Origin of the sequence: Chryseolinea serpens, assembly GCF_900129725.1 — a bacterium.
GTDB lineage: Bacteria > Bacteroidota > Bacteroidia > Cytophagales > Cyclobacteriaceae > Chryseolinea > Chryseolinea serpens.
Genome location: NZ_FQWQ01000001.1, coordinates 1795907 through 1815994 on the forward strand (window position 1 = coordinate 1795907; position 20088 = coordinate 1815994).

The 20088-nt window shown below is 53.5% G+C and carries 17 protein-coding genes; 10 read left to right on the forward strand and 7 right to left on the reverse strand.

The features are described from left to right. Window positions 1–4: 4 nt before the first annotated feature. From fabD to BUB30_RS06990, 3 genes are all read right to left on the reverse strand, one after another. The gene (fabD, locus tag BUB30_RS06980) at window positions 5–877 is read right to left on the reverse strand and encodes an ACP S-malonyltransferase (RefSeq protein WP_073132232.1); all 873 of its coding nucleotides are present in this window, start codon (window positions 875–877) and stop codon (window positions 5–7) included. An 89-nt stretch (window positions 878–966) separates the two neighbouring features. Beyond that, window positions 967–1395 carry a thiol-disulfide oxidoreductase DCC family protein gene (locus BUB30_RS06985; RefSeq protein ID WP_073132233.1) on the reverse strand — a complete coding sequence of 143 codons (429 nt, stop codon included), beginning with the start codon at window positions 1393–1395 and terminating at the stop codon, window positions 967–969. Next, a complete protein-coding gene (locus BUB30_RS06990) occupies window positions 1374–4295 on the reverse strand; it encodes a T9SS type B sorting domain-containing protein (protein ID WP_084137948.1) in 2922 nt (973 codons plus the stop codon). The genes BUB30_RS06985 and BUB30_RS06990 overlap by 22 nt, the downstream gene beginning before the upstream one ends. A gap of 190 nt (window positions 4296–4485) precedes the next feature. Between BUB30_RS06990 and BUB30_RS06995 the strand changes: the two genes are divergently transcribed. Genes BUB30_RS06995 through BUB30_RS07020 form a run of 6 tightly spaced genes read left to right on the forward strand, consistent with a single transcriptional unit; the run spans window position 4486 to window position 10382 of the window. Then, the gene (locus BUB30_RS06995) at window positions 4486–5868 is read left to right on the forward strand and encodes a DUF1800 domain-containing protein (protein WP_073132235.1); all 1383 of its coding nucleotides are present in this window, start codon (window positions 4486–4488) and stop codon (window positions 5866–5868) included. A 2-nt stretch (window positions 5869–5870) separates the two neighbouring features. Beyond that, a complete protein-coding gene (locus BUB30_RS07000) occupies window positions 5871–7073 on the forward strand; it encodes a DUF1501 domain-containing protein (protein WP_084137949.1) in 1203 nt (400 codons plus the stop codon). A 43-nt stretch (window positions 7074–7116) separates the two neighbouring features. Beyond that, window positions 7117–7299 (forward strand): hypothetical protein, encoded by a 183-nt coding sequence (locus BUB30_RS07005; RefSeq protein ID WP_073132239.1) that lies wholly within the window; start codon window positions 7117–7119, stop codon window positions 7297–7299. A gap of 51 nt (window positions 7300–7350) precedes the next feature. Then, on the forward strand, window positions 7351–7590 hold the full coding sequence (locus BUB30_RS07010; protein ID WP_073132241.1) for a hypothetical protein: 240 nt from the start codon (window positions 7351–7353) through the stop codon (window positions 7588–7590). Window positions 7591–7642: 52 nt separating this feature from the next. Continuing rightward, window positions 7643–9337: a 1-acyl-sn-glycerol-3-phosphate acyltransferase gene (locus BUB30_RS07015; protein WP_073132243.1), complete on the forward strand. Its 1695-nt coding sequence runs from the start codon at window positions 7643–7645 to the stop codon at window positions 9335–9337. Next, window positions 9315–10382, forward strand: coding sequence for an NAD(P)H-dependent glycerol-3-phosphate dehydrogenase (locus BUB30_RS07020; protein ID WP_073132244.1), 1068 nt, complete (start codon window positions 9315–9317; stop codon window positions 10380–10382). The genes BUB30_RS07015 and BUB30_RS07020 overlap by 23 nt, the downstream gene beginning before the upstream one ends. Before the next feature lie 3 nt (window positions 10383–10385). Here the strand turns inward: BUB30_RS07020 and BUB30_RS07025 are convergent, their stop codons facing one another. Beyond that, the gene (locus BUB30_RS07025; RefSeq protein ID WP_245804039.1) at window positions 10386–11336 is read right to left on the reverse strand and encodes a bestrophin family protein; all 951 of its coding nucleotides are present in this window, start codon (window positions 11334–11336) and stop codon (window positions 10386–10388) included. A 96-nt stretch (window positions 11337–11432) separates the two neighbouring features. Here BUB30_RS07025 and BUB30_RS07030 point away from each other — a divergent pair, with 96 nt between their 5' ends. After that, the gene (locus BUB30_RS07030) at window positions 11433–12206 is read left to right on the forward strand and encodes a hypothetical protein (protein ID WP_143164794.1); all 774 of its coding nucleotides are present in this window, start codon (window positions 11433–11435) and stop codon (window positions 12204–12206) included. Here BUB30_RS07030 and BUB30_RS07035 read toward each other — a convergent pair. Beyond that, window positions 12199–12600, reverse strand: coding sequence for a DoxX family protein (locus BUB30_RS07035; RefSeq protein ID WP_073132248.1), 402 nt, complete (start codon window positions 12598–12600; stop codon window positions 12199–12201). The genes BUB30_RS07030 and BUB30_RS07035 overlap by 8 nt on opposite strands. Window positions 12601–12707: 107 nt before the next feature. On the opposite strand from BUB30_RS07035, the gene BUB30_RS07040 reads away from it, so the two are divergent. Both BUB30_RS07040 and BUB30_RS07045 read left to right on the forward strand, forming a co-directional pair. Then, the gene (locus BUB30_RS07040) at window positions 12708–13790 is read left to right on the forward strand and encodes an aromatic ring-hydroxylating oxygenase subunit alpha (protein WP_073132250.1); all 1083 of its coding nucleotides are present in this window, start codon (window positions 12708–12710) and stop codon (window positions 13788–13790) included. Between the two features lie 7 nt (window positions 13791–13797). Next, entirely contained in the window at window positions 13798–15234 is a 1437-nt protein-coding gene (locus BUB30_RS07045) for an APC family permease (RefSeq protein ID WP_073132252.1), read from the forward strand. Window positions 15235–15292: 58 nt separating this feature from the next. Here the strand turns inward: BUB30_RS07045 and BUB30_RS07050 are convergent, their stop codons facing one another. Beyond that, the gene (locus BUB30_RS07050; protein ID WP_073132254.1) at window positions 15293–16363 is read right to left on the reverse strand and encodes an o-succinylbenzoate synthase; all 1071 of its coding nucleotides are present in this window, start codon (window positions 16361–16363) and stop codon (window positions 15293–15295) included. 60 nt (window positions 16364–16423) lie between these two features. Here BUB30_RS07050 and BUB30_RS07055 point away from each other — a divergent pair, with 60 nt between their 5' ends. Then, window positions 16424–17614: an S-adenosylmethionine:tRNA ribosyltransferase-isomerase gene (locus tag BUB30_RS07055; RefSeq protein WP_073132255.1), complete on the forward strand. Its 1191-nt coding sequence runs from the start codon at window positions 16424–16426 to the stop codon at window positions 17612–17614. A gap of 73 nt (window positions 17615–17687) precedes the next feature. Here the strand turns inward: BUB30_RS07055 and BUB30_RS07060 are convergent, their stop codons facing one another. Then, on the reverse strand, window positions 17688–20018 hold the full coding sequence (locus BUB30_RS07060; protein WP_073132256.1) for an OmpA family protein: 2331 nt from the start codon (window positions 20016–20018) through the stop codon (window positions 17688–17690). Window positions 20019–20088 lie beyond the last annotated feature (70 nt).

Below are 20088 nucleotides of genomic sequence, written 5' to 3' on the forward strand. Positions count from 1 at the left end.
TCGCTCAGAGGCTCATCACTTCGGCTTCGGGAGCAATTTTCTTTACCAGTCCCTGCAGCACTTTGCCCGGGCCACATTCGATGAATGTTTTTGCCCCATCCTTCACCATGTTTTGTACCGATTGTGTCCACCGCACGGGGCTGGTGAGTTGAGCAATGAGGTTTTGTTTGATGACGTTCACATCCGTGGAGGGTAGTGCATTCACATTTTGGTATACGGGGCAAATGGGTTTTCCAAAAGGTGTGCTTTCGATGGCGGCGGCCAATTCGGCGCGGGCCGGCTCCATGAGGGGTGAGTGAAACGCACCGCCTACCTGCAGGGGCAACGCCCGCTTGGCACCGGCGGCTTTCAATTTTTCGCAAGCGATGTTGATGCCGTTGATCGTTCCCGATATAACGAGTTGACCGGGGCAATTGTAGTTGGCCGCCACCACGATCTCGTCGATGGATGCGCAGATGTCTTCCACAATTTTATCGTCCAGGCCTATGATGGCGGCCATGGTGGAGGGATTTATTTCGCAGGCATGTTGCATGGCCAGGGCGCGTTTGGAGACCAGCTTCACGCCGTCGGCAAACGAAAGGGTTTTGTTGGCCACCAAAGCGGAGAACTCGCCCAATGAATGACCCGCCACCATGTCGGGGGCGAAGGTGTCGTTCACCAACGCCACGGCCACGGAGTGCAGGAAGATGGCGGGTTGTGTCACCTTGGTTTGCTTTTGTTCATCGGCGGTGCCGTTGAACATAACATCGGTGAGTTTGAACCCAAGGATGTCGTTGGCTTCGTCGAAGAGCGCTTTCGCTTTTGGACTGGCCTCATAGAGGTCTTTGCCCATGCCGGTGAATTGGGCGCCTTGCCCGGGAAATACATATGCTTTCATGGTGGTCTACGTCTGATTACGGGGGCAAAAGTAGCAAAAAGTTGAAATGTTCGGTTTTCCTCCTGATCGTGCCGGGGCTACCCGGCCTTTCACCAGGCCACAAACCGTTTTTTCAATTCCGGGGTGGGGATCATGCAGGCATCCTTTTTTCCAAAGATCTTGTACCGAAAACGGGCCACGAGGTCGTAGAGTGCATCACGAAGAAAGCGCGGTATGATCCGGAAGATCCGGAGCCACGGCCATGCGCCATCCATCCGGGCCACCATATGAAGCACGGCATCGCTCTTCTGGAACAGTTTTCCATTTTCAATAACGATGATGCTATGCAGTGCGTCGGGATCCAGGCCGTTTCGAACCAACTGCTCTCTTCCAAGTTCGGATTGTAAGGAGGCGAACATGATCTTCCCCGCTTTATCCCGCTTGATAATGAACAACACGGCGCCGTTGCACAGGTTGCAGACGCCATCGAAGAGTACGAGGAAATCAGGGAGCGTGCTTACCGGATCAGGTGCACCCATCCTTTAAAGTTTTGGACTTGATCGACGGGGTCGACGGTGATGAATTTCACTTTGGCCACGAAGTAATACACGCCCGTAGAAAGTTCACTGCCACTGTTATCCCTTCCATTCCAGTCGATATAGATCGATCCTTTCTGATCGCCGACGGTGGTGTCGTAGTGATACACTTCTTCTCCCCAGCGGTTGAAGACTTTGAATTCCACCTGCTCCACAAAGCGCGCGCACTTCAACATGATCTCGATGGGAATAGGGCAATTGCCTTCCTCGCCGCATTCATATCCACGGAGGCTGTAGGCGCTGAAAAGCTCGTTGAATTTGTCGCCATTCGGTGTGAACACGTTGGGCAATTCATAGTGCGGGCAATTGTCGATACACATCTCCTCACTCTTCTCGCCCTCATTGCCCGATCGGTCGACGGCAGCAATCCGATAACATCGGGCGAACGATCGAAGATTGGCATCCGTGTAGGTGGTGTCGGTCGTGTTGGCCAGCAGGGCGTATTCTCCACCTTTTTTGTTTGTGTAATAGATATTATACGAACGCACGTCGTTGCGGCACGCCGGGTCTTTGGCGCGGTTCCAGTACAGCACGTTGCTATAGGTATCGCGGTCGCAGAATTTGTTGAAGTAATCTTCGCAGTCTTTAAAGTCGACAGTGCTGCGGATGGGCGGCTCCAGTTTGCAAGGGGGTATGGTGTCGCCGGGTTGGGCGCACATGATCTGCGAGAAGTTGTTTAGCGGCTGGGGGATCTTCGGGTTGCCATAGCCGCCGCGGGTCATGATGCGATAACAATAGGTGGTGTTATCGTCCAGGGGTGTTCCATTCCATTGCCCTTCATCCAGGTAGATAAATCCGGAGCTGCTCACGTCGACGCTGTCGATGAGGACAAGGTCGGCTTCGGTGGCGCCTTCCGGTCCCCGATAAACCAGGTGTTTGTTGGGCACGGATTGTATTTGATTCGACCAGGGCACAAACGCGCTCCAGTTCAACTCGATCTTTTTCACTTGTGATTTAGCGTCGAGGCGCACGGAAGAAGCCGTTGCCGAGTTGCCCACGAAGGCGCCGGTGGCATCATAGCAGGCAATGCTGTAGTTGTAGACATTCTCCTCGGAGTTGACACCCTGATCCAGGAAAGTCGTGTCCGCAAAGTTTGCTGTCGGCGTTATTTTTGTTGAATCCTGACCACGGGCAAAACCTACCGCGCGCCAAATGTCATAATGGAAGGGCTGCACAAATTGAACCTTCGGTTCAAGCGGTTTTTTCCAGCTCACACGGATCTGGCCGGCGGTGATGTCTGTTTTCTGCACGGACACGTGCGTTATGGTCGGCACGTCGGAAGGAACGGGGCCTACACAAATATCTTTAGAGACATAGCTCTCTCCACCACGCGGCAACGGGAACACCGCCACCAGGCGATAGCAGTATTTCGCCCCGGGCGCCAACCCATTTCCTTTGTTTGAATCGGTGTATTTGGTGACGGGGTTGCCCGCGCCATCCTTAATGTTCACGACGTCGATGAGTTCATAGCCCAGGTAGGCGGGCATGCCCGTCTCGCAGTTGTCGGGCTCAAAGGGCGAACCGTCGACCTTTCTCCAGATCTGCATGGATTGGGCATTGAGACAGAAATAAGGATCCCACTCCAGGCTGGTTCGCCGGTCGACGAGACTGGCGCTCACCCATTCGGGTGCCGGTCCCACTACTTTGATGAGCCATGTTTTGAACGTCACAAGGCGCGGTCCGTTCTTGGGTTTGTCGGTTATTTTGAAGACCACCTGATAGGGCTGATCTTTCACGTGCAGACATTGTGTTTGCCAATCGAACTTTGTTTCGGCCGGGGGATCGGAAGGAACGAAGTCGTTCACGCCCGGGACCGGCGTATAGGTGGCGGGTGATTGCGCGGCCGGATAGTTAAAAATTTCAGAGAAGGCTTCGATCTTAACCGGGTCCTTGTCGGGGTCCGTGCCAAAGATGGTGGCTTTTAATTCCGTGCCCGCAACAACACAGGTGTCTTTCGGCACGATGACGTCGGGGCGTTGGTTCTTGCAATCGTCGACCAATATTTGCATGTCGCGTCGCACGTAGCCCATCTCGAACCACTGGCCGTTCCGCTTCCGCCATTCGACGATGTGGAAGGCAATGTTGTATTCGCCAATCGCGCCGGGTGCGTCCCAGGTGATGGTGCCGCTCACGGGGTCGATCGAAAACGTCGGGGGACCGGTACCGGCCTCGTTAGCCTGGCCGAAGTTGGTATAGAATTTCGGGTCGTTTGGATCCTTATAGTTGATGACCTGCGTGTTCCGGTCGCTATAAGGGATCTTCATGGTAAAGGAGAGACTGTCGCCATCCGGATCGTAGGCTCCGGGGTTGTGCGTCCAGGTCACGCCGGGACAGGCGTGGTCGATGGGCGGGATCAACAGCCTGGGGGTATTATTACAGCCCAGGAAGGGATCGATGTTGACGACGGTTTCGAGATAGAATGTGGTGTTCACGGAGGCGTCCATGTTCAACACGCCTTCGTTACGGTTGGGCTCGCGGTAGCTGATCGTGTATTTACCCACGCCGGAATAGGTGTGCCTTATGGTGTAGGACGCTGTGGCCACGCTGCCATCCGAATCCAGGTCCAACCGGATGGTGTTTGGCGTTTCGGGCACCAGGGTGGTATTGCCATCGCCAAAGTTGAGGACATCCTGGTCGCCACCGAAAAGGACCGTAGTGTTCTTGGTGTTGGTGTATACGGTGACAGTGATGACAAATGTTAAGCTGTTACAGTTCTCGCGAACGGCCGTGATTTCGCCGGCGCGAAGGTGGGTGGCGTGGCTTTTGGCAAAGCATACCATCATCAGTATCGCCGAGATGGCGCCAACCCTGCTACATTTTCGTACTAAAGCGGTAAAGTTCATGCCTGTATCAAACGATCTTTTTGGTAATCAAAACACCCCGGTGTCGATCAGGGTTACAATATATGACGTTGTTCTTGATCTATAAAATTAACATATAAGGTAACGCATAAGCACCTGAATTAGTCCTTAAACGGGTAAATTCTTTTTTTGGTGGGTTAAACTTCTCCCCCATCGGGACATCTAAACGCACATGAATAATGATCCGAAAACCAGGCATTTTTTAAACCGCGCGGCGTTTGGACCGGCCCCGGGTTTAAAAACCCCCGTTAACACTCCAACCTGGATCAAAAGCGCCTCCCACCACCGCCCGATCGACGTTATTCGGAAGGTTGACGGTACGGTCATGCTGCCGGATCAACGCCAGCCGAAAGATGCAAAGGCCCGCCGGGCCAGGTTTCTGGATGAACTCACGGAACTGAACACAACCTGGATCTCGCAAATGGTGTTGCCCGAGACCCTCTGGCGCGAAAAAATGACCTTGTTCTGGCACGATCACTTTGCTTGCCGGGTGCGGTCGGCCTTCCTGTCGCAACAATTGAACAATGTGGTGCGCCGCGAAGCCCTGGGTTCATTTGGCGACTTGCTGAAGGCGGTCTCAAAAGATCCGGCCATGCTGCAGTTTCTCAACAACCAGCAAAATAAAAAGAACAGCCCCAACGAAAATTTTGCACGGGAGGTGCTGGAACTCTTCACGTTAGGAAGAGGCCACTACACCGAAGCGGATATCCGGAATGGCGCACGTGCCTTCACGGGGTGGGCGTTCAACCCTAAGACGGCGGCGTTTGTATTCCGGCCCCGGGCGCACGACGAAGGACCCAAGACCTTTAAGGGAAAGACCGGCAATTTTTCGGGCGACGACATTCTCCACATCATTCTGGACGACCGCCAGACAGCGCAGTTCATCACCGAAAAGATCTGGCGCTACTTTGTTCACGAAGGCCCACCCGACGAAGACATCGTCGCATCGCTGGCGAAGGACTTCTTTCATTCGGACTATAACCTTCACAAACTGATGGCGGCCGTGTTTTCCTCGTCCTGGTTTTATGAACCGCGTTTTGTTGGCCATCGCATCAAGTCGCCCGTGGAGTTGCTGGCGGGGATGTTGACGCAGACCGGTGGCCGGTTCGAAGACCCGCGTGCGGCCTTGTTCTTTCAGCGGGCGTTGAGTCAAATTCTTTTTCAACCGCCCAATGTCGGCGGGTGGCCCACGGGCACGGCGTGGATCGATAGCTCCAGCCTCGCGTTCCGCATGACGATGCCGGCGCTGATCTTCAAGAATCTCATCACTGAATATGTACCCAAAGACGATGGCGATGCCAACAACGCCACCAACAAAGCAGCCACCCGAAACCTGAACTGTGCGGTGGATTGGGCTTCGCTGGCGCAACAGTTCACCAAGGCCTCGACCGGCGAGACGCTAGCGGTCGTGGAAGATTTTTTGTTGGCAACACCCACGACGGCGGCGAACCGCAAACTGGTAGCCACACAAGCCGCGCGCAGCACGCGCGACGATGAATGGATGAAGCAAGCCTTCACGGCGTTCATGTCCTTGCCCGAATATCAACTCAGCTGATCATGACTTCCAGAAGAAATTTCCTCAAACAATCGCTGCTCGGCGCAACCGGCTCGCTGCTGGTGCCGACGTTCCTGAAAGCCTTTGAAAATCCCAACGCCTTCGCGGAAACCCACGACAAGATCCTGGTGGTCGTGCAACTTTCCGGCGGCAATGATGGCTTGAACACGATCGTCCCCTACCGCAATGACCTGTATTACCAACATCGCCCCTCGCTGGCCGTCGCGGCCGACAAGGTCCTGAAGGTTTCGGATGAGTTGGGGTTTCATCCGGCGTTGGCCCCGCTGCAGGGATTGTACGACCGCGGCTATCTGGGTGTGTTCAACAATGTCGGTTATCCCAACCCCGACCGTTCGCACTTTCGATCCATGGACATCTGGCAGACAGCCAGCCCGGAGCGCTATTTGCAAACCGGTTGGATCGGTCGTTACCTCGACGCCAACTGTCCCGGCTGCTCCGTAGCCGACCAGGCCATTGAGTTGGACGACACGCTGAGCCTGGCGTTGAAGGGCGACAACATCAAGGGGCTGGCGATGAAAGATCCGCGCAAGCTTTACAACGCGGTTCATCATTCGTTCATTCACGAGGTGGCGCAGAACAACACCGCAGCGACGGTGAACGATCCAACGCTGCATTATCTCTACAAGACCCTCGCCGAGACGGTTTCATCGGCCGACTTCCTGTATCAGAAAGCGGGTGCGCCTTCGTCGGGGCCGGATTATCCGCAAAGTGATTTCAGTAAAAAGCTAAAAACGGTGGCACAACTCATACATGCCCGTGTACCCACACGGGTGTACTATGTGTCGATGGCCGGCTTCGATACGCATGTGAATCAGCAGGCGCAGCATCAACGGTTGTTACAACTCTATTCCGAAGGGATCACTGCTTTCGTGGAGGACCTGGACAAGCGCGACCGGATGAAAGACGTGTTGATCATGACGTTCTCGGAGTTTGGAAGGCGCGTGGCGCAAAATGCCAGTGGTGGCACAGACCACGGTACGGCTAACAATCTTTTTGTGGTGACGAAGCATTTGAAGCAAAAAGGTTTTCTCAACAACACACCTGATCTATTAAAGCTCGACAACGGTGATCTTATCCATCAGCTTGATTTCCGGAGTGTTTACGCTACGATACTTGACAGATGGCTTGAAGTGGAGCCAAAAAAAATTCTGTCAGATGCTTATCCGACGTTAGACTTTATCTGATATCTTAGCGTTTACCAAACCTAACCCTACTTTTTCAGCTAGAATGAAATTTGATTCAAACGCCAAAGCTTCGCTCGTAAAGCGCGAAATGGAAATCAAACGACTTGTCAGACAAATGGAGTTTGATCGCCTCCACAACAGCCCGGTGTACAAAAATCTTTCCCGCGAACTGCAGACCATCCAACAGGAGTTGGTACAGCACCAGGACGCATCTTCCAAAAAGTAAAACGTTTTTTCATTTTCCCTTCACTACATTTGTTGGCTAAACCGTCAATACATGCGTGTTGTAGGAGAAATTCCGCACCCAGAGTGCAAGATCACCATCTTTGCCTGGAACAACCGGTACCTCATTAAGCTGGAGCAAGGCTTGCTGGAGCAGACCTTCAAGGTAAATGAGTACGATGTGACCAGCGAAGCCGAGCTTTACCGGATCGTGGACAAGGCTTTCCTGGAGGAGGCTATGCAGCGCTTTGCCGGCATGGGTGAAAGCTTGCGCCAAGCCATGCAACGTGCTTAAAATCAACGCATTTGTGCAGCAGTAGAGGAAATTGTTTTATTTTGCACCGCTCATGGAAGTTGTAGAGAAGAAAAATAAGAACAAGCGATATAAACCCATCCTGGAGGGCATACCCGATTGGCCGGTTTACCAACTCAGTAAAAACCGCAAGGAGTTTATCGAGGAAGTGGCGCAAAAGACCTTTGCCCAAATCAGGAAGAACCGCCCGACCACCAAACAGCTCATCGACGAACTGGAAGCCACTGTTTACCGCGAGCAGCAGCGCATGAAGCGCAACCGCTGGCGCGCCGACGCGGCGGACGAACCCCGTTTCTGGGCCGGCATCAAAGAAGAACTCGTGGCCCTGACGGGCAAGACCCCCGAAGAAGCCCAGCCCATTGCCGAGGACATGCTCTACCGCATCGTGTTGCGCTATGCCAACGAGATCGCCGGGAATTTTAAGCCCAACAGCTACCGCCTCACGCGCGAGATCGTAAAGTTCTGGTTCTCCCGCCTGCTGAACGGCGCCCGCGTAAAGAAATTCGGGGCCTTCTTCCGCAGCCGCTATACCCTTCGCGACAAGATCCACATCGTGGGCAAAGTGAAGCAACTGCGCACACTGGCCAAAGAAGGCACGGTGGTGATGGTGCCCACGCACTTCAGCAACCTCGACTCGATCCTTATCGGGTGGATCATCCACTCGCTGGGCCTGCCCGCCTTTATCTATGGCGCGGGGTTGAATCTTTTCAACATCAAGATCTTCGCCTATTTCATGAACAGTCTCGGCGCCTATAAAGTAGACCGCCGGAAGAAGAATGTCCCCTACCTGGAGACGCTGAAGTTCTATTCCATGTGTGCCATTCAGAAAGGGGCGCACAGCATTTTCTTTCCCGGAGGAACGCGCTCGCGCTCGGGTATGCTGGAAAAACAACTCAAGTTGGGGCTGCTCAGCTCCACCATCGAAGCCCAACGCAATCTCTACCTGGAATCGCCCACCACGGAGCCCGTGCGCAAGATCTTTATCGTACCCGTAACACTCAACTATCACTTCGTGCTGGAGGCCCCGGACCTGATCGATGAATATTTGTCGTCGAAGGGCCAAGACCGTTATCTGCCGGAGCAGGACAAATACGGAAGCTGGCAATTGCTGCAGTTCCTGTTCAAGTTTTTCACCAAAGGGTCCAACATCTCTGTGTCGATCGGGCGCGGGCTGGACGTGATGGGAAATTATGTCGACGACCAAGGCAACAGCCTGGATGCGCAGGGCCGGGTGATCGAGACCCGCGACTATTTTATTTCGCATGGCGACATCACGGTCGACAAGCAACGCGAAGACGAATATACGCGCATGCTCAGTCACAAGATCGTGTCGGAGTATCACCGCATCAACCGCGTGTTTGCCAGTCACCTGGTAGCCTTCGTGGCGTTCGAGATGTGGCAAAAGAAACATCCCAAGCTGGATTTGTTTGGCTTGCTGAAGTTACCGGAAGAAGACCAGGTGTTGCAGTTCGAGGAATTTCGCGCCGCCTGCAAGCGGGTGCGCAAACAGATCTACAAATTGAAAGAAGAGGGGAAAGTCTATCACGCTACCCATCTGAAAGGAAATATCAACCTGGTGATCCGCCATGGACTCGACAACGTGGGCATCTTCCATTTGAAGCGCCCGCTGCTTATGAACAAGGAAGGCAACATCATCACCAAGGATTTCAGTACACTTTATTATTATCACAACCGGCTTGTCGGCTATGACCTCGAAAAGTTTATCTGAAAACGATAAACCGGTCGGTGTGATCGGCGCCGGGAACTTCGGCAGTGTGGTAGCCAACTTGCTGGCCCAACGGCGGCAGGTGTTACTGCACGTGCGCGACGATGCGGCCATTGAGCGCATCCTGAAAACCCGCGAAAACCGGGGACACCAGATGCACGCAAACGTCATGCCCACCAATGACCTCGGCTACCTGGCCGATCAGTGCGACGTGATCTTTCCCATTGTACCATCGCTGCACTTCCGCACCATGATGAAAGGGCTGTCGCCCTATCTGCACCCCTATCACATTCTCATTCACGGGACCAAAGGCTTTGATGTCTCGCTCCCGGAGGGCAAAACCCTCGACACCATGACCACGCTGGACCGCAGCATGGTGAAGACCATGAGCGAGGTGATCACCGAAGAGAGCGTGGTGGTTCGTGTGGGCTGTCTGGCCGGACCCAACCTCAGCAAAGAACTGGCCGATGGACATCCCGCGGCGACGGTCATCGCCAGCCATTTCAACGAAGTGATCCAGTTGGGCAAGCGTTTGCTGCGCACCAATCACTTCCAGGTGTATGGCAACAACGATGTGGTGGGTGTTGAACTGGCCGGGGTTTTGAAAAACGTTATTGCGATCGCTGCAGGTGCGCTGAGTGGGTTGGGCTATGGTGAAAATGCCAAAGGCCTTTTGATCAGCCGCGGTATGGTGGAAATGGTCTACCTGGGACGCGCACTGGGTGGAAACACGAAAGCTTTCCTGGGCGTCGCCGGTGTGGGCGACCTGGTCACGACCTGCAACAGTTCACTGAGCCGCAATTTTGCTGTAGGCTACCGGTTGGCCAAAGGTGAAACACTCTCCGAAATATTGGCCAGCACCGACGAGATCGCCGAAGGTATCAACACCGTGAAAGTGGCGAAGAAGTGTGCCGACTATTACAAAGTGCGCGCACCGATCACGACCACCCTATACCAGGTGTTGTTCGAGGACATGACGGTGACCCGCGCGTTGGAATACCTGATGCGCTATCCGCTGAATGTGGATATCGATTTCCTGACGGAATAATTTCTATAACAACACCTCTTTGACATTCTCCCGGATCTTTCCGGCCAACTCGTCCAATGGCAAGTCGTTGATGTCGCGTCCGAACGGGTCTTCGATTTCTTCCGCAATCAACTCTACGCTCAACAGAACATAGGAGATCAGTCCCACGATGGGCACAGTCATGTAGCCGGTTTGCGTGACGAACCCAAAGGGCAGGGTGATGATGTAGATGAAGACGAACTTCTTTACATACATCATATAGCTATAGGGAATGGGCGTGTACTTGATGCGCTCGCAGGCGCCCATGAGGTCGATAAAATCTTTTAGTTCTTTGTCGAGGTTGATGAGCTGGTCGCCGGTGATTTTGTTGTCGCGGTACAATTCGTTTATGCGTTTGTACATCAGGCCGGCGATGCGGTTGGGCTTGTGTTTGTATTTCTTGAGGTCGTTGAGAAACGTATCGGAGGGCGGGTCCAGTTCGGCCAGTTGCACGCCGTTTCGCAGGCTCTCTTTTACGGCAAATATGAAATTGGGGATCATCTTGGCAAACCAGTCGCGGTCTTCGTGGTTCTCGGGACTGAGGCAAGCGTTGAGTTTCATGGCGAAGTTCCGGGTGCTGTTGACCATGCCGCCCCACATCCGGCGTCCCTCCCACCACCGGTCATAGGCGGTGTTGGTGCGAAACACGAGGAACAAACCCAACACGATCCCCAGGAGGGAATGCATGGCGATGGTGGGCTGAAAATCAGCTTCGTGGAGTTTGAGACGGTCCAGCATGATGTAGCACAACACGGCGGAATAGACGAGCATGAAGAGGATGACGGGCAACAGGGTCCTCATGACGCGCCGGCTGTAGGCGTGAAAGATGATAGAAATCCAATTTCGGGGGTTGTACATGACCATGGGATCGAACTTTCCTGCAATAAGCCTATTCAAGGAAAATTTTCCAACACCGTCGCCGGCGATCGCGCCCATCCAAATCCCACTTTTTAATCGGAAGAAATTCCGGATAGCGCGACGAGAAATTATTTTATCGCTTATCTTTCCGACTATAAAACTGCATTTATGAACATGAAACGTTCTGGCTTATACCTTTTTGCTTGTTTCTTTCTGACCGTCTGCGCTCCGTCCATCGCCCAGGATTATTTAGTGACGGTGACGGGCGATACCATCCGGGGGGAGCTCAAACCCCTTACGTTCGGGATGGACAAAAAAGTGCAGGTCGTTGGCGCCGATAAAAAGAAGACAACCTACCCCATGTTCCAGGTGCGCACCTATAAATGGAAAAATGACTTCTATCAACCCGTGAAGGGTCCCGACGGCTATGCGTTCATGAAAGTGATCAAGTCGGGCTATCTAAGCTTATTTGCCTATCAGCTGCCCAATCAAGTGACCTACGATGGACAATTTCTTTTGAAAAAGGATGGCAAGAGCACCGAGGTCCCGAACCTGACCTTTAAAAAGGCGATGAAGAATTTCCTGGAAGACTGCCCAACCGTGGCCGACCGGATCGACCATGACGAGCTGAACAAGAGAGACCTCTATCAGATCGTCGACGAATACAACGCTTGTATTCAGTCCAAAACGGTCGATCACGGCAAGATCATCGCCCAGCGGGCGGTTGCCGAGAAGAAACTTTCCGCCTGGGATGTGCTGGAAGAAAAAGTGAAAGGCGAAGCCGATTTTGAGGGCAAGGCCAATGCACTGGAGATGATCCAGGACATCAAGGGCCGGATCTCGCGGGCCGAAAAGATCCCCAATTTCGTCCTGGAAGGGTTGAAGAGTTCGCTCACCCAAGACACCTTCAAGCAACCGCTGGAAGACGCACTGAAAGAACTCAACTAGCCTTCTGCAACGAGCGGATGCGCGACAAGATCTTGTCTTTGTCGTGTATCAGCACGTAGAGGCTGCACAGCGTGACGGCCAATGCCAGGCCGAACAGGTAACCATGATCGCCCTGCACCGCGATGCCGAGCAGGGTCAGGTGCATGCCGAGCGCTCCCACCATCAATCCCAACGCCAGTCCGGCTCCCAGCCACGCAGTGGCCGGCACCACGATGAGTATGGCGGCAATCAATTCCATGACGCCCACCCCAATCCTGCCCCACGGTTCCATGCCCACGGTGGTGAAAATGTAGACCGATTCCGCGGAAGCGGTAAACTTAAAAAACAAGGTTTGCAGCATGATGACCGCCGCCAAAAGGCGCGCGATCCAGTACACGACCGTGGCAATTTTCATAGCGAAAGGGGTTTGTTGACGGGATAAATGTAACCGAATAATTGAAAGTGGACTGTCAGATAAGCGACAAGGATTTAGTATTTTGCTTGCAAGCCAAACCTCCACTCATGACTCCCTTCCACGTCCACCCGGATATTGCGCAGGCAAAAACCATTTCCACAGATTTTTATCTCGAACCGACTTACCTGGAGCTTTCCAAAGAAAAGATCTTCGCCAACACCTGGCAGCTCATCGGCGACACCGACCAGGTGAAGGATCCGGGATGGGCCACGCCGGTGAACCTGCTGGAAAAATTCCTGGACGAACCGCTGCTCCTTTCGCGCGACAAAAAGGGCGATCTCCATTGCCTGAGCAACGTCTGCACCCACCGGGGCAACCTTTTGGTAGAACGCCCCTGCAAGATCAACGACATCCGCTGCAAATACCACGGCCGCCGCTTCCACCTGGACGGCAAATTCCTCTCCATGCCCGAGTTCAAGGAAGTGGCCAACTTTCCCTCGGAGGAGGATGACCTGACCAGGCTTCCGCTTTATCAGTTTGGAAAATGGCTGTTCACTTCCCTTCACCCCAAATTCGAAGCCGATACATTTTTAGGTCCGATGCTGGAGCGCGTAGGCTGGATGCCGTTCCAGGATTTTCAATTCCGCCCGGAGCTATCGCAAGACTACAAGGTGGATGCACATTGGGCGCTGTATTGTGAGAATTACCTCGAGGGCTTCCACATCCCCTTTGTGCACGCCGGGCTCAACGCCGTGATCGACTATGGAAACTACACTACCGAAATCTTTCCATACTCCAATCTGCAAATCGGCTATGCAAAAGGCGACGACGCAACCTTCGACCTGCCTCCCTCCTCCCCTGACTTTGGAAAAAAAATCGCAGGCTATTACTTCTGGGTTTTCCCCAACATGATGTTCAACTTCTATCCCTGGGGACTCTCCATCAACATTGTGCGCCCGTTGGGGGTGTCGCGGTGTACGGTTTCGTTCCTGTCGTATGTGTGGGACGAGAACAAGCTTCGCCAGGGTGCGGGAGCCGACCTGCATCAAGTGGAAATGGAAGATGAAGACGTGGTGCAACATGTGCAAAAAGGAATTCGCTCAAGATTCTATAAACACGGACGCTATTCGGTGAAGATGGAAAAGGGCACACACCATTTTCATCGCCTGTTGGCTGAATTTTTAAATTGAAGACCGGATGTCGTCACCCCAAAAATTAAAACCCACCCTGGGCTTGTGGACCAGTATCGCCATCGTTGCGGGCGGGGTGATCGGCTCGGGCATATTTATGAAGCCCGCCTTTATGGCTTCGCAACTGGGCTCGCCCCTGTGGCTGGTGGCCGTTTGGATCTTCGCCGGCGTGATCACGCTCTTTGGCGCCCTGAGCAACGCCGAAGTGGCCGCCATGATCCCGGAAACGGGTGGCCAATACATTTTCTTTGAGAGAATGTACGGCAGCTTTGTGGCCTTTTTGTATGGATGGTCCGCCTTCATCGTATTCAACACCGCGGGTGTGGCTTCGGTGGCCTATGGCTTTGGCATCTACCTGGAATACTTCATCCCCCTGCCGCGCTTCAGCCCGGACATAGAAAAAGCAGTGGAGGTCTACATCCCGTTCATCGGATCGATGTATCCGCTGGAAAACATCGGGGTGAAGTCGGTCACCATCCTGGTGGTGTTGGTGCTCACGTGGGTAAGCTACCGGAGCACGCGATCGGGTGGCAACCTGCAGGTGGTGTTCACCATCATGAAGATCGCCTTGCTGACATTGTTGGTTTTTGGATTATTTTTTTCGTCGGAAGGAAACATCACCAATCTTATTACGCCTTCCGCCAGCATCCATCCCGAGGGCTGGGCTTTCGTGGGCGCCCTGGTGGCGGCCATGTCGGGAGCGTTTTGGGGATACGATGGTTGGAACAACATTACGTTCATCGCCGGCGAGATCCGGGAACCCCAGCGCAACATTCCCCGCAGCCTTTTTATTGGATTGCTCATTTGCATCATCACCTATACGGTCATCACGCTGAGCTTTCTGTATGTTTTACCGATCGATGCCATGGCGCAGTCAGGTATGGTGGCGTCGGATGCAGCACGGGTGGTGATGGGCACCTTGGGCGGCGGCATCATTGCTTTCATGGTGATCATCTCAGTCATCGGCGCCACCAACGGCAACATCCTGCCCGTAGCCCGGGTGTTCTTTGCCATGGGGCAACAGAAACAATTTTTTGGGTGGGTAGGGAAAGTACATCCCAAGTATGGCACACCCGGCAATGCCTTGGTGATCCAGGCCCTTTGGACGGTCGTGCTCATTCTCAGCGGTTCGTTCGACATGCTCACCGACATGCTGATCTTTGTGAGCTGGGCTTTCTATGGGTTGAGTGCCTTTGGCATCTTTGTGCTGCGGAGGAAAATGGCTCATGTGGAGCGACCTTATAAAGTGTGGGGATATCCCATCGTGCCGGCGGTGTTTGTTTTGTTCTCGACCTTTTTTGTGGTGGCTACGTTGTGGATGGATATCTATAACTATGCGATTGGGAAAACGCATCTGATCAACTCTTTACTGGGGTTGTTTTTGACGGCGACAGGTATACCGTTGTATTGGTTGTTTAGAAGGCGATACGGAAAGTCATTTTGAACCGCCTCGCCTTCGCTAAAGCTTCGGCGAGTAAAGAAAGGCGCAAATGATTTCACACCTATTCACTCAAATAGATATATCCATCTTTCACCGTAAGATTGGAAGGAACATTATTCTCGTAAATCATCCCCGTGCCTAGCCCTTGCGGAAGGGTTATGGGATAGTTTGCTGTGAACTGGCAAATAGCATTCAGGCCGACGTTGGATTCCAACGCAGAGGTGATCCACCATCCGATGCCAAGGCTTTCCGCAATAGCGATCCATTCCTGGCAGCCGGTCATTCCCCCATGAAGCGTCGGCTTCAAAATGATGAACTGCGGACGGAGGCGCGTCAACAGTCCTATCTTCTCTTCTTTGACCTCCACACCGATAAGTTCCTCATCCAACGCAATGGGAATGGGCGACTCCCGGCACAACTTCTCCATTTCCGGAAGGCCCGGTTTGATCGGCTGCTCGATGGACTGGATCTTCAACCGCGCCAATTCATGCAAGCGCGACAAGGCTTCGTCTACTTTGAAAGCGCCGTTGGCATCCAGCCGTATGGTGATGTTCTCCCGGAAATAGCGCTTGCGCAGGTAGTCGATCACCTCGCACTCGCGGTCGAAGTCAAGCCCACCCACTTTCAGTTTGATGCAGCGAAATCCCTGCGCCACCTTGTCGTTGATCTGGCTCATCATAAAGTCCAGGCCGCCCATCCAGATGAGACCGTTGATGGGAATGCGCTGGCCCTCGAGTAAACCGTTTCGGAAAATGATCTTCTTGCCTCCGTTCATCAGGTCGAGCCATGCCGTTTCGATCGCAAAACGAATGGATGGATAGCCCGCCGGCACCAAGGTCAGCGCTTTTTGCAGCACGGGGTTGGCCAGGGATGGCGATCCTTGCAGGTCCTGGGTGGAAATGTGGTGCGGGAGTTGGGCCAGCACGTCGGCGAGCACGGTCTCAAAGTCCGGGCGATCGTCGGTGCTGAGCCCCGGAAGCGGGCCACATTCGCCAAGGCCGGCGACGCCGGGTTGGGCATCGTCCCAAAGTTTTACAAACCATGAGAGTTTATCTTTCATCAATCCCCGCGAGGTACGGGCATTGAAGCTGAAACGAAAAGTTTCCTGCGAATAGGATGTCTGTAGCGCCATAGGCAACAATGATCTGCTAAAAATAAGGTTTTAGAATTAACTTTGAACCCTTTATCAGGCATGGACATTTCCATCAGCAACTATACCTACACGCTTCCCCCGGAACGCATCGCGGTCTATCCGCTGGCCAACCGCGACCAGTCGAAGCTGCTGTTCTACGACCAGGGCACCATACATCACCAAGTCTTTTCATCGCTTCCCGATCTTTTACCGGCCGATACACTCCTGTTTTTCAACGATACCAAAGTGATCCCCGCGCGGCTTCACTTCCAGAAAGATACGGGCGCTGTCATCGAGATCTTTTTGCTGCACCCGGTGCTCCCTTCAACGCTGGTCATGGAAGCCATGCAGGCCCACCATCACTGTACGTGGCAATGCACACTGGGAAACCTGAAGCGCTGGAAAGACGAGCCGTTGTTCAAAACGTTTCACGGCATCACCTTAAAGGCCACGCTGCGCGATCGCGAGGCAGGGTTGGTGGAATTTGAGTGGGCTACCGACCATTCTTTTGCTGAGGTCGTGAACCTCGCTGGAGAGACCCCCCTGCCCCCCTACCTCCACCGCAAAGCCGAGCAAGCCGACCGCGAGCGCTATCAAACGATCTACTCCCACCACGAAGGCGCCGTGGCCGCCCCAACGGCAGGACTGCATTTCACACCGGCCATCTTCGACCAACTCAAAGCCAAGGGCATTGCGCACGACTTTGTCACACTCCATGTGAGCGCAGGAACCTTTCAGCCTGTGAAAGTGGAAAATGCCGTGGAGCATGTCATGCACAACGAACAGGTGGTGGTGACCCGGGACAACCTGGATCATCTTTTGTCGGGAAGATATATTGTTCCTGTGGGCACCACTTCGATGCGGACGTTGGAAAGCTTGTATTGGTATGGCGTGAAATTATTGAAGGACCCGCAGGCTGTGTTTGCGATCTCACAACACGAAGCCTATACGGCCGCAGACCACCGGCCTACTCGCGATGAAGCGCTACGGGCTGTGGTTGACTATATGGATCGGAATCAGTTGGAATTACTGACAGGGGAAACGTCAATCTACATCATGCCGGGCTATACGTTCCGCGTATGCGAAGCGTTGATCACCAATTTTCATCAACCCGGTTCAACCCTGATCCTGCTGGTAGCCGCCTTCATCGGCGAAGACTGGCGCAAAGTCTATAACGAATCGCTCGCCAACGGTTATCGATTCCTCAGTTACGGTGATAGTTCTTTATTGATCCCGCGTACGAGAAGCTAAGCTTTGCGTTCTTTGCGCCTTTGCGGTTAAAAACTTCTACCGCAAAGGCGCAAAGAACGCAAAGGAACAGCCGTTATTTTATCTCGGAGAGAGCATTAAGATCGACGATGTGGACTTCTACGCGGCGGCCTTCTTCTTTTGAAGCGCTCTGGTCTTTGGTGGCACCATAACCTTTAGCAACGATCCTGCGCCGAACGACGCCTTTGTGATTGATATAGTCAAGCACGGAGATCGCCCGCTTGTTGGACAAGTCGCGGTTCATTTCTTCGGTACCTTCCGCGGAAGCGAAACCAAGGATCTCTATCCCCAGGTCGGGGTTCTTGTTCAACTCGGCCAGGATCACATCCAACTGCGCGTTGTACTGCGCTTTCAGGTCGCTCTTGCCGGCGTCGAAATATATTTTTGCACTCTTGGCCAACACGGCCTTGTCGATCACCGACGTCTTTTTAGCCGTCTGTCCCTTTTGTTTCATGATCTCCTCATTCACCATGAAGGTAGGCAACGAAAAGATGGTCTTGCCGTCTACCTGCTTTTGCTCGAACTTGCTTTCGTCGCTTTCGTCATAGTAGTAGGTGCGTGTAGCCATCTCGATGCGTGAGTTCTCTTTTTCGTTGAAGTTCACTTCTTCGATGGGGTCTTTCATCTGGATGAGGTCGGTCAGGTAGTTGATACCATCCTTATCCTGCGCGGCCATGAGGTCGAGCATCATGTCGTAAACATCCACGTTGCCGCCTTGCACCAGTTTGGCCTCGTGCGTTTTGCGGAGGTCGGCTTTCACATCGCTGTCGGTATCGTAGAAGGCGTTCTTCACCTGCACTTCCTGGCCCACGACCACGTCGAATTGCTTGATGGTCTTGAGGCTCACCATTTGATACAGCTCGTAGAAATAGGTCTGGTTCGGAATGTTGATGTTCAGCGTGTAGGGCAGGAAGCCTTCGGACTCGATCACCATGTCGTAGTTTTTCGAGGGCGGCAGGATCACGAGGTAGTTACCGGTCTCGGGATCGGGGTCGTATACGAAGTCGAGTTTTTTGTCCGTTTCATTGTCGATAAGGTAGATCTTTGTCGGCATGGGCTTGCCGGTTTCTGCATTCAGGATCTTTCCCTTGATCATCGTCAGCGGGATGTTGGCCGATTCTGCCGGCAGGTCGATGTAGTAAATGTCCTGGCCTCCCATGCCGCCTTTGCGGTCGGAAGAAAAGTAAGCGCGTGTTCCGTCGGCAATGAGCGTGAAGTAGTTGTCGTTCACTGTGGTGTTTACGGGGTAGCCCATATTTTCCGGCGATGTCCATTTGGTGCCCACCATGCGGGTCACAAAAATATCGCGTCCGCCCATGGAGTTGTGGCCATCCGAGGTAAAGAACAGGGTCTTTTGATCGGGGTGGATGAACGGGGCGTCTTCGTTGGCCTTGCTGTTCACTTCGGGGCCCAAATTAACCGGGTTGCTCCATGAACCATTGGCCTGCAAGGTGGTTTTATAAATGTCCAACCCACCCTGACCGCCCAGCCGATCGCTGGCGAAGTAGATCGTTTTGCCGTCGGGGGTGATGCTGGCGGTCGACTCCAGGTATTTGGGGGTGTTCAGCGAAGGCGTGATGAGGCTTGGCTTCGACCACGCGTCGCCGGCCCTCGAGATCTGGTACAGCCCGCCGGGATCGGTGGCGCCGCCCATGAAGATGAGCATCTTCTGGCCATCGGCCGAAATACCCGCAGTGCCTACGTTGTAGTCGTGGGCGATGGGCACTACTTTGGGTTCTGACCAGGCCCCATTGATGTTGTAGGTGATGTATATTTCTTCAATGAACTTATCGCCCGTGCGGGTCTTGCCCGTGTTGGGACGGAGGGCGGTGAAGGCCATCACACTCTCGTCGGCCGAAACCACCGGATTGTATTCCGTGTATTTTGTGTTGATGATGGAATTGAAGTGGGTAACCTTAAAATTGCGGGGCACCGACATCAGGGCGATGGCGTTGTGGCAGGTTTGGATCGCTTCATCGGCTTGCGCCATGACCTTCTTGTCGGCTTTGCTGCTTACTTCCCGGAACTTGGTAAAGCTCTGTACGGCATTTTGCAGGCTCTCGTCTTTTAGATACATCGTGCCCAAATCGTAATACAACGAGGCCGGCATGTCCTTGCCATTTTTCAGCGCATATTCGAAATAGGGAATGGATTTGATCTGTTCGTCGGTTTCAGGCGATTTCTGGTAGCACACGCCCGTCTTGTAATAGACGAGGGGGCTTTTTTCGCCGGCCTGTATGGCCGCCAGGAACTTGGGAAGGGCTACGTCATAGCTCCGGACACTGAAATAGTGCTCGGCATCCGCCAGCGATTTGCTGTCCTGGGCCTGGAGGGCGATCACTGAAAAGAATAATAACCAGTAAAGCAGATTGACCTTTCTTGTCATACAGATTAAAATTTAACCTCAATACTACAAAGAATAAACACGAGCCAACAGGGATTTTTAGACAGAACCT